This window comes from bacterium (assembly GCA_027622355.1).
In the GTDB taxonomy this organism is placed as follows: Bacteria; UBA8248; UBA8248; order UBA8248; family UBA8248; genus JAQBZT01.
In genome coordinates this window covers 1-9,673 of sequence record JAQBZT010000090.1, presented here as the reverse complement: position 1 = coordinate 9,673, position 9,673 = coordinate 1, and the positions used below count along the sequence as shown (strand labels likewise).

The window sequence follows — 9,673 nt, the reverse complement described above, 5'->3', positions numbered from 1 at the left end:
AAGGCGGCCGGCGGGCAAAGAAAATGGAGGTTCATCCGATGGGCAGCAGCAGAAAAAAAACGCACTCCATCCGCAGTGCAGCGGCAATCCTTTCCCTCCTGGCAGTATTTGCCTTCGCAGAGTTGGCCCCGGCACAGCGCGGCCCGCAAGGCGCACGGCAAAGAGTCCAAAAGCGCCGCCAGGCGGTGCGGGAAAGAGTCCAAAAGCGCCGCCAGGGAGTGCGGGAAGAAGTCCAAGAGCGGCGCCAGGCGGTGCGGGAAGAAGTCCAAGAGCGGCGCCAGGCAACATCACCGTAGCGCACTTCTTTGGGGCCGGAGAGGCGCAGGCGTCAGCGCCGACCATTGGGGGGTCTTGGTGCAGCAGGCCCTCTTCGGCCCCGTCTTTCTTCAGGAAAGCTCTCAGGAAAGCTCCCCGGCGCAGGTCATCCGGAAGATCTCTTTGGCGGATGCGCCAGTCCGAAGTTTTTCCGCGAATTTTTCCATGTCGAAATCCCCCCCCTATCGGATCGGCCGCGGCCCATGGGCAGGGTTCTTCCCTTCAAAGAGAAGCGCATGTTATGATCTGCCTATCCATGCACCCATAAAACACTTTGAGAGGTCTCACGATGAAGCCCGCCGCGCCTTTTGTTGCGCTCAATACATCGGAGATGGAATGGCAGGACGGGGAGAAATTTCTCGGCCTGCCGCCCGGGGTGCAGATCAAGATTGTGGCCGAGGGCCGGGACGCCGTTTCGGACCGGCGCGATCTGTTCGTCAAATCCCCCCCCGGCTACATCGAGCCACGGCACACCCATCCCCAGTATCACACCATCGTCGTCCTGGGGGGCGAGATGCATGTGGCAGGGAAAATCCTCAAACCGGGGGATTACGTCTACGGCGGCGGCGATGATTCCCCGCACGGCCCCTACGAATACCCGGTGGGATGCACCGTCTTCGCATCGAGCCGGGCGAGAGAACTTAAGAGCCATCTGCACAAGTGGGAGGCGTAGAGAGCCATCTCCCCTTCGGACAAAGGAGCCTCCATGGATTCGCGAAGCTGGTACACCGTCACGGAATTCGCCCCCGGCACCTACCAGATCCACGAGGGGGGGCGCTACAACATGTTTCTCCTCCTCGGAAGCGAAAAGGCACTTGCCCTCGACGGCGGGATCGGCATCGGCGATCTGCGGGGGGTGATGGAGTCCCTCACCGATCTGCCCATTGATCACGTACTCACCCACACCCATTGGGATCACCTCGGCTGCGGGCACCAGTGGGACAAGGTGGGCGTCCATCCGGCGGGGAAGGATCAGCTGGCCCGCGATCACACCCCGCGCACCCAGGGCTTCCTGAAGATGTGGGACGGCCCGCTGCCCGAGGGGTTCGACGGCAAGAACTACAACATTTCCCCCGTCACGTTCGGCTGGGAGGTGAAAGAGGGCGACACGATCGATCTCGGCGGCAGGCGGCTGAGAATCTACGACACGCCGGGCCACTCGCCCTGCAGCATCTCCCTGCTCGATGAGAAGGAAGGCGTCCTCATCACGGGCGACCTCGTGAAGCCCCATTCGCCCCTCTTTCTTCAGGTGCCGACCGCCGTGCTTTCTGACTACGCCCCCTCCCTGCGGAAGCTGGAGAAGCTCGCGGGAGAGACAAAATACATCTGCTCCGGCCACACTGACCCCTTCGAGGATACCTCGATCATCGGCGAGATGGCCCAGTTCGTCGAGGAGATCGAAGCCGGCAAGCACGAGCCGCCCGAGAAAAAGACGGTTCCCGGCTGGGGCGAGGTGGACGAGTACGCCGCCGATCGCTTCCAGGTCTGGATCCAGGATCACGCCCGGAAGTAGCCGGGAGAAGACAGTGGATCAGTTCGCTTGTTTTTCTTGTCATTCCGAGCGCCGGAGACGGCCCCCCCGGTGGAGGGCCTCCCGCGAATCGGAGATTCGCCGGGGTGCCCGGCGCGAGGAATCTGCTTTTCCACAGCAGATTCCTCAGTCGCTACGGGCCCCAAGCGAACCCGTTCGCTTGGGTTCCCTGTGCTCCTTCGGAATGACACCATGGGTCCATTGTGCGAACTGACCCACTCCCCGGGAGAAGGAACGCGAAAGAGATGGAAGATTCCCAGAAGATCGCCATTGTCACCGGCGCGAGCCGCAACATCGGCGCCGCCATCGCCATCGCCCTCGCGGGGCGGGGCATGACCGTTCTCGTCAACTACCTCAAAAACGAAAAAGCCGCCAAAGAAGTTGTTCAAAGGATCGAAGCGGCCGGCGGCCGGGCATCCGCCTTCGCCGCCGATGTCCGCGACCGCGGGCAGGTCCGCGAGATGTTCCGCCACGCCACCGGGAAATACGGCGGCCTCGATGTCCTCGTGAACAACGCCCGGCTGCCGCACGGCCGAAAAGGATTCCTCGACACCGACTGGGAGGCGGATATCCTCCCCCAGCTCAACATTCACTTCGGGGGCGCCTTCCACTGCATCCAGGAAGCCATCCCGCTGATGAAGGCGCGCGGCGGCGGGTCCATCGTCAACATCCTGAGCTGGGTGTTCCGCGTCGGCAGTCCCAACTCGCACGCCTATGCGCCCGCCAAGGCCGCCCTCCGCAGCCTGACGATCAGCCTTGCCGCCGAGATGGGCCCTTTTCAGATCCGGGCCAACTCCGTCTCCCCCGGGACGACGGACACCCCCGAGGTGCACAGCCGGGTGAGCGAAGAGGAGTGGGCCAGGCGCATCGCCCGCGTCCCGCTCGGCCGCAACGCCCATGTCGAGGATATCGGCGGGGCGGTAGCCTTTCTCTGCTCGGAGGATGCCCGCTACATCACGGGCGAGGACATCACCGTAGCGGGCGGACTGGCCGCGGGGCTTTAGTCTCTTGCGGGCCCTCCAGCCCCTCACCGGCCCTCCCCGAATCTCCTGCTGCTTCCTTTCTTTCCACATCTGCAAGACTGGGCCCATCCCGGGGGGCGAAGTGCGCCTGCGGGGATGTTGGCCGCCCGGGAAAACCGCCCGAGAAAGAGCTCCGGCGGATCGATTGCGGGCTACTGCACGATACTGCGGATTTCTTCGAACCCTTGCGCGACGCGGCGCGGAAAACGAAGGAGCCGTGCGGACTACTGAAGGATTGAGGGATAATGAGGGATTTTTTCGCGGGTTAGCGCCCCGGCCGGTCGTGGCGCAGGGCCCCGGGAAGCCACGCGCGGAGTTGGCGGATGCGCTGGCTGCCCGAGGGGTGGATCGAGAGAACCTCGGGGGTGCGGACCCCCGCCGCGGCGAGGCGCGATATCTTCTCGATCGGCAGGCGGAGAGATATCCGGGAGATTGACTCCCTGCGGCATCTCAAAAGAAATATCCCGTGTTCCTGAAAAGTATCAGGAACTTGGCCCCTTTCCAAAGCCGGGGAGCGGCCTCCGGTGGCATCTCATCGATTTTTTGCTACAATTTCCGGAAACCTTCTGCGGGCATGGGGGACCAGAAAAGGAAACAGAACATGAGCGCAGCCCAAAACCGGCCACCCCGGGGCGGAAACGGCGGCCTTCCCATCGGGAGGCACGCCGGAGGCTCCCTTTCGAGCGGGGCCGTGTGCCCCTGCCTGAGTTCCACCGACCGGGACATGCCCTATGAGCGCCCCTCGGGGCGGAACATCTGCCGGGCCCAATCCCGCGTCGAGCGCCACGGCTTCAAGCGGGTGACGATCCCCTTCGCCAAGGTCACGCGGGAGAGACAAACCCAACTCTGCCTCATGAACTTCCGGCAGTGCGAGCACTATCTTCAGCAGGAGGGAAAACCCCCTCCGGCGGGCATGGCGGCGGCGCTTCCATCAAAATCCCAAAAAGCGGCCTACGCTTCTTCTCCGAGGAAAAAACACCGGAAGCACTCGAAAGCCTTTCGCACCCACGATTCCACCCAGCAAACCCTCAAGCAGATCGGCCAGATCACGCTCGTGTCGACCGTCCTCGCCTTTGCGGTCTCGCTCTATTACGCGGGGAGCTTCTCGGCGCTGTTCGAGTCGCTGGCCTACTCGGTCCTCCGCAACCAGGCCCAAAACCTTGGACTTACCGAAAAGGAGGTGGACCAGGCCAGAAAGGCGGGACTTCTGAAGGCGAAAAACCTGATGGGCCTGAAGAACATGTCAAAAAGCCAGCAGAACAAACTGAAAAATTCCGCCGTCTTCAACAAACTCTCCGGGACACAGAAAAAAAAGCTCAAAGCGATGTACAAGAAACAGGCGGGGAAATAACCCTTCCCGCAATGCCTAGGCCGACTCGGCCCCTGTCGCACCCTTTTCTTCCAGACCCACCCAGCGCCGCAACACCGCCACGCCGCCCTGGATGACTTCGTAGAGGCACGGAGTCAAGAACAGTGTCACAAGGGCCGAGAGTGTCAGACCGCTCATCACCACCACCCCGAGAGGCTGGAGCATCTCGGAGCCCTGGCCCCAGCCGAGGGCCAGCGGGATGAGGGCGAGAACCGTCGTACAGGTCGTCATGAGGATGGGCCGAAGCCGCACGACCGCCCCTTCGAGGATGGCTTCCTCCCGGCCCCCCCCCCGCGCCTGGAGCTGGCTGATGTACTCCACCATGACGATGGAGTTGTTGACCACGATGCCGACGAGGAGGATGACGCCGATGAGCGCGGTCGCACCGAAAGGGGTTCCGGTCAGATAGAGGCCCATCAGCGCCCCCGCGAGTGCCGGCGGCACGGCGAAGATGATGACGAACGGTTTGACCATGGAGTCATACTGCACCGCCATCACCACGTAGACGAGGAAAATGGCCAGCAGCGTCACAATCATGAGTTCCCGGTTCGACTTCTTGAGTGTCTGTTCATCGTCCCCCGGGAGGACGAAATAGCCGGGCGGTATCTTGAAGTTCGCCAGGCGGGCGCGCACATCCCGGCTCACCTCGCCGATCGATCGGTCGGTGATGTCGCCGGTGATTTCCACCATCCGATTCTGATCGATCCGCACGATGACCGAACTCGTCTGGCCGCGCCGCACCTGGGCCACATGCCGGAGGCGGATGGGCTCCCTCCCCTGCGGAAAGAGCGGCAGATTCTCGAGATCCTCCGCGCTCCTCACATGGATGTCCGCCAGCTTCACCCGCACGGGAACGCGCCTGTCCTTGCGGGTGAGGTAGGTGGTCACAGTTCCGTCCACGGCGGTTCCCACGGTGGTGCCCACCTCCTCGACCGAAAGGCCCACCTCGGCGGCGCGCTCGCGATCAAGGTGCACCTTGAGCTCGGGGCGGCGCTCCACCTCGTCCACCTGGAGGTTGACCAGGCCGGGAATCCCCTGGAGGCGGGTGACCAGATCCACCGCGAGGCGGGTGATCAGTTCGGGTTTCTCCCCCCGCACGGAGAGGGAGAAACTCTTGTTGTGGGTCGTGTTCGAAGTCCGAAGTCCCCGTATCCGGCTCTTGTAGGCGAAAAAGCGCGCATCCGGCAGGTCGAGCCGCGCGAGGCGGGCGCGGAGCTTCTTCAGGTAGGGGAAAATGGAGTAGCCCGGCTTGAGGTTTCCCTCGATTCGCCCCGTTGTCGGGTTGATGGCGAAACTGCGGGTAAAGAGGCGCCCGCCCGCGGTGGCGAACACGTTTTCCACTTCAACGTCCCGCCGGAGCGTATCGTGTACCCGCTGCACAATCTCCTTGTTGTACTCCAGCTTGGTGCCGGGGGAGAAGCGCAGGTCCACCGTGAAGCGCCCGTCGTCCACCTCGGGAATCAGTTCATTGCCGAGGCCCTCGAGGAGAAAAAAGGAAACGCCGCAAACGAGGAAAACGGCCGAAATCACCGCCCAGCGGTGCGCCAGCGCCCGGGTAAGGCCCCGGCGATAGCTCTCCCGCAGCCAATCGAGCCAATCGGCGAAAAAGCGCACGATCAGCCATCGCTCCACCCCGCTCCGGCGAGGGAGCTGGAGAAGGCTCGCCGAGAGCATCGGCACCGCCGTCAGCGCGACGAGCAGACTGCAGATAAAGGCGAAGGAGATGGTGAGGATCAGCTCGCGGAACAGAAGCGACATGTAGCCCGAGATCAGCAAAAAGGGGATGACCGAGGCCAGGTTCGTGATCGTGGAGGCCATCATGGCGCTGTCCACCTCGCGGGCGGCACGCTCTGAGGCCGCGACCGGATCGCCCCCCTCGGCGGCCTGGACGCGCGAGATGTTCTCGAGCATCACGATGGCATTGTCCACCAGCATTCCCACCCCGATGGCGAGCCCGCCCAGGCTGAAGATGTTGAAGGTGAGGCCGCCCGCCCACATGAAGAAGAAGGTGAAGATGGAGGCCACCGGAATTGCCAGGGCGATGATGGCCGTGCGCCGCAGGCTGCCCAAGAACAGGAAGACGACGAGGATCGCCAATGTGCCCCCGATGAGGACGGAGGTGAGGACGTTCCAGATGGACGACCGGATGAAAAAACTCTGGTCCGCCACAGGCGTGAAAGAAACATCCGCTGGAAGAATATTGTAGAGGCGCAGAAATTCGATGCGCCGCTTGATGCCGTCAATCACCTCGAGGGTATTTGCATTGGGCTGTTTGAGAACGACGACCTTGACGCTTTTGGCGCCGTTGAACCAGGTGAAAATCCGCTGCTCCTGGCCGCTGTCCACGACCTTTGCGAAATCGCGAAGATAGACCTTGCGCCCGTCGGGGGTCCGGAAGATCAGGTCGGAGAGCTCCTTCGCCGAACCCACCTTTCCCAGCGTGCGGCTGGTGTATTCGCGGCTTTCGGTCACCACCCGGCCGCCGGTGATATCGAGATTTTCCGAGCGAATCCGAGCAAGGACCGATGAGAGGTTGAGGCCGAGGCTCTGGAGGCGGGGAAAATCAACGAGAATCTGTATTTCCTCGTTCTGGCCTCCGAAGGCCTCCACCGAGGCTGTCCCCGGCACCACCATGAGCTGGGGAGCGAGGACCTGATTCGCCCAGGCTTGCAGCTCCTGCCCTTTTTTGGATTTCGAGGAGAGGGCGAACTCGATGATCGGCCGCTGGGCCGGGTCCGCCTTGAAAATCTGGAATTTCTGGATCTGCTGCTGGATCTCATTGGGCAGATTCCGCCGCGCGAGATTGAATTTCGTAATCGCGTCCTGGAGCGCGAGGTCAATGTCGCGCTTGAAGTCGAAGAACATCCACACGCGGGCGCGCCCCTCCTGGCTGCGCGTGTAGAGGCGCACCAGCCCCTCCGTCGTGGCCAACTCCTGCTCGATGATCTTCGTCACCTGCTCCTCGACCACGGCCGGGTCGGCGCTCTCGAACTCCACGCTCAGGAAAATCCGCGGATAGATGATGCGGGGGATCAGATCGACGGGAAGCCGGGTGAGGGAGAAAAAACCCAAAACGAGGGCGCACACCACCAACATCACGGTACCGACCGGGCGGCGGATGGAGAGCTGGCTCAACGACATGCAATTCCGCTCCCTATGGGCCGACCACCCGCACCGGCTGGCCATCCCGCAGGCTGGAAATCGCGCTGATCACCACCTGCTCCCCCGTCTTCAGCCCTTCCAGGATTTGAATCTTCTGGGACGCCTGGCCGCCGAAGCGGACGGCGCGCCGCCGTACGATGAAGCCGGTGGATTTCCCCCCCGGCTGGGGCGGCTCGCTCGCCTGCGCCACACCGGCTCCGCGCGGGCGGCCCGGCGTTTTCCCCACTTTCCCCCGCGGATCGGGCGAGAGAACGTAGACAAAGCCCTTTTTCTGATCGCCCGACGCATCCCACTCCACCGCGCTCACCGGAAGAACGATGGTCACCGCTCCGAGGACCGGCTCGAAAGTCAGGCGCGCCAGAAGACCGGGCCGCAAAACGTAGTCGGCGTTCGACAATTCGACCTCGGCCATAACCTGCCGGGACTGCGGGTCTACCCTCGGGAAGAGACGGGTGAGCTTTCCGCGGAAGTGGCGATCGGGATAGGCATCCACTTGAATCACTACCTCCTGTCCCACGCGCAGCGCCGGAAGATCGAGCTCGCTCACGCGGGCCCGGAGCCGGAGGGTTCGAATGTGCGCCAGGCTCAGGACATGGGCCTTTTCCACCGCGAGATCGCCTGGCTCGATGTTCCGCTCCGCGACAACACCCGATATGGGAGATTGGATCTGAAAATATCCCAGACGAACCCGAAGGAACTGCACCTTGTGGATGGCCTTTTGCTCCTCGGCGCGGGCGGCCTCCACATCCTCGGGGCGGCTACCGATTCGCTTGATCTTCAGGCGCTCCTCGACGACCCGGATCCGCGCGGAATCCTCCGCGAGGCGGGCCTGCCGCTCGTTCACCTCGGCGCGGGCGCGGTTCAGCTCGGCGGTCACCTTGATCCATTCGAGCCGGCTCACCACGCCGCGCTTGTAGAGAGATTCCAGCGATTGGGCGTTGGATTCCGCTTCCTTCAAACGGGCCCGGGTCGCGGCCACCTCGGCGCGGGTACGATCCAGGGCGGCGCGCGCCTGCGATACTTCGGCCACCACCGCCGCAATCTCCTCGGGGAGAAAACCCGCCTCCATCTTTTTTCTTCTCGCGCGAACGGCGGCCCGCTCGCTCTCGGCCAAGGCCAGCTCGATCCGGATCAGGGTGTCATCGAACCGGGCAAGAACCTGTCCCTTACGGACCCGGTCGCCCTCACGGACAAGAACCTCCAGCACCCGGCCCTCCGCCTGGGCCATGAGCTTCACATCGCTTTGCGCAAAGAGCGTTCCCGTGGCGGTCACGCGCCGGCCGATTTGGCCCTCTTCGGCTTTCTGTACATTTACGGAGATGGGGCGATTCGTGCGTTGCCGCTGGGCATCCGCGATTCGGGGTCCCGCCAAAAGGAGGAGATGACCCCCAAGGGTCAGTCCCAGAATGAAGCAAACCCGCACGGAAGGGGGCGGCGTGAAGATTTTTGCGAAAGGCCGCTCTCTCTTTTCCATCTTGGGCGCTTTCTCCTTCGGCGGCCTTCCAACAGCCGTAAACCTTACATATCAAAGGACATAGGCCATCAGAAGATGAAGCAATGTATCACAGGGCGCAGAAGAGAAGAACAGCGAAAAGTAGAAGGAAAATTCCTTATTTTCGGGCAAGAATAAAAAACATGCCCCGCTGTTTTCCCCATTGAGAGGACACACCGGATACCCGTTTTCGGGCAATGTTTTCGTCGGCCCGCCTCTCCGATTTTCTGCGATTCGCCGCCGCGAGCCCATCCGATGAGAACCAGAACATACCTCCCCGGCCCCATCTTCCTTTTCTTCGCGGCGGCGCTTTTCCTGGCTGCGGCGCTCCTGGCCACCCTTTCTGCCGGGGCGGCCCGGCCCGCAAAGGACGAAGCACCCATCGTCATCCGCATCACCCAGACCGGCTGTCAGTTCGTCGAGACCGAGGGGAAGGATCACCGGTTTCGGCCCGAATCCGCCGCCGATTGCCGCGCAATCAACGCGGAAACCGCCGCCCGGCGCCTGGGCTCCGCGAAAACATTGCGGCTCAGGCCCGGCAAATACATCTTCCGCCTCACCAACAAGAACGTTCCCTATCCGTTGGGTTTCTACCTTCGGGGGGCGGGCACTCTCGGCAGATTCCGCCTGCCGGGCGTCTCCGGCGGCGGGCTCGACCCGGGAGCAACGCAAGACTACGAGATTGAACTCCTCGCGGGGGAGTATCTCTACTCCTGCCCCCTCAATCCGACGCCGAACTACAAGCTCATCGTCGGCGGATGATCCCGGAGTAACAAAAAAGC

At 62.8% G+C, this 9,673-nt stretch carries 9 protein-coding genes; 6 read left to right on the top strand and 3 right to left on the bottom strand.

Translation table 11 applies throughout. The features are described from left to right. From O2807_06990 to O2807_06975, 4 genes are all read left to right on the top strand, one after another. On the top strand, positions 1–296 hold a 296-nt coding region (locus O2807_06990), incomplete at its 5' end, for a hypothetical protein (GenBank protein ID MDA1000246.1). A gap of 308 nt (positions 297–604) precedes the next feature. After that, on the top strand, positions 605–988 hold the full coding sequence (locus O2807_06985) for a hypothetical protein (GenBank protein MDA1000245.1): 384 nt from the start codon (positions 605–607) through the stop codon (positions 986–988). Between the two features lie 33 nt (positions 989–1,021). Continuing rightward, on the top strand, positions 1,022–1,828 hold the full coding sequence (locus O2807_06980; GenBank protein MDA1000244.1) for an MBL fold metallo-hydrolase: 807 nt from the start codon (positions 1,022–1,024) through the stop codon (positions 1,826–1,828). A 263-nt stretch (positions 1,829–2,091) separates the two neighbouring features. Next, on the top strand, positions 2,092–2,850 hold the full coding sequence (locus O2807_06975) for an SDR family oxidoreductase (GenBank protein MDA1000243.1): 759 nt from the start codon (positions 2,092–2,094) through the stop codon (positions 2,848–2,850). Positions 2,851–3,133: 283 nt separating this feature from the next. Here the strand turns inward: O2807_06975 and O2807_06970 are convergent, their stop codons facing one another. Next, positions 3,134–3,322: a hypothetical protein gene (locus tag O2807_06970; GenBank protein ID MDA1000242.1), complete on the bottom strand. Its 189-nt coding sequence runs from the start codon at positions 3,320–3,322 to the stop codon at positions 3,134–3,136. Positions 3,323–3,469: 147 nt separating this feature from the next. Here O2807_06970 and O2807_06965 point away from each other — a divergent pair, with 147 nt between their 5' ends. Further along, positions 3,470–4,219 (top strand): hypothetical protein, encoded by a 750-nt coding sequence (locus O2807_06965; protein ID MDA1000241.1) that lies wholly within the window; start codon positions 3,470–3,472, stop codon positions 4,217–4,219. 15 nt (positions 4,220–4,234) lie between these two features. Here O2807_06965 and O2807_06960 read toward each other — a convergent pair whose 3' ends face one another. Next, complete coding sequence (locus tag O2807_06960) at positions 4,235–7,378, bottom strand: efflux RND transporter permease subunit (GenBank protein ID MDA1000240.1); 3,144 nt, start codon at positions 7,376–7,378, stop codon at positions 4,235–4,237. A gap of 13 nt (positions 7,379–7,391) precedes the next feature. After that, positions 7,392–8,873, bottom strand: a complete 1,482-nt coding sequence (locus O2807_06955) for an efflux RND transporter periplasmic adaptor subunit (protein ID MDA1000239.1) — start codon at positions 8,871–8,873, stop codon at positions 7,392–7,394. Between the two features lie 273 nt (positions 8,874–9,146). On the opposite strand from O2807_06955, the gene O2807_06950 reads away from it, so the two are divergent. Next, entirely contained in the window at positions 9,147–9,653 is a 507-nt protein-coding gene (locus O2807_06950; GenBank protein ID MDA1000238.1) for a hypothetical protein, read from the top strand. Positions 9,654–9,673: the final 20 nt, after the last annotated feature.

Excerpts from the sequence above, each read along its gene's own strand:
- O2807_06975 (MDA1000243.1), top strand. The coding sequence starts at position 2,092 with ATGGAAGATTCCCAGAAGATCGCCATTGTCACCGGCGCGAGCCGCAAC.
- O2807_06980 (MDA1000244.1), top strand. The coding sequence starts at position 1,022 with ATGGATTCGCGAAGCTGGTACACCGTCACGGAATTCGCCCCCGGCACC.
- O2807_06950 (MDA1000238.1), top strand. The coding sequence starts at position 9,147 with ATGAGAACCAGAACATACCTCCCCGGCCCCATCTTCCTTTTCTTCGCG.
- O2807_06955 (MDA1000239.1), bottom strand. The coding sequence starts at position 8,873 with ATGGAAAAGAGAGAGCGGCCTTTCGCAAAAATCTTCACGCCGCCCCCT.
- O2807_06985 (MDA1000245.1), top strand. The coding sequence starts at position 605 with ATGAAGCCCGCCGCGCCTTTTGTTGCGCTCAATACATCGGAGATGGAA.
- O2807_06965 (MDA1000241.1), top strand. The coding sequence starts at position 3,470 with ATGAGCGCAGCCCAAAACCGGCCACCCCGGGGCGGAAACGGCGGCCTT.
- O2807_06960 (MDA1000240.1), bottom strand. The coding sequence starts at position 7,378 with ATGTCGTTGAGCCAGCTCTCCATCCGCCGCCCGGTCGGTACCGTGATG.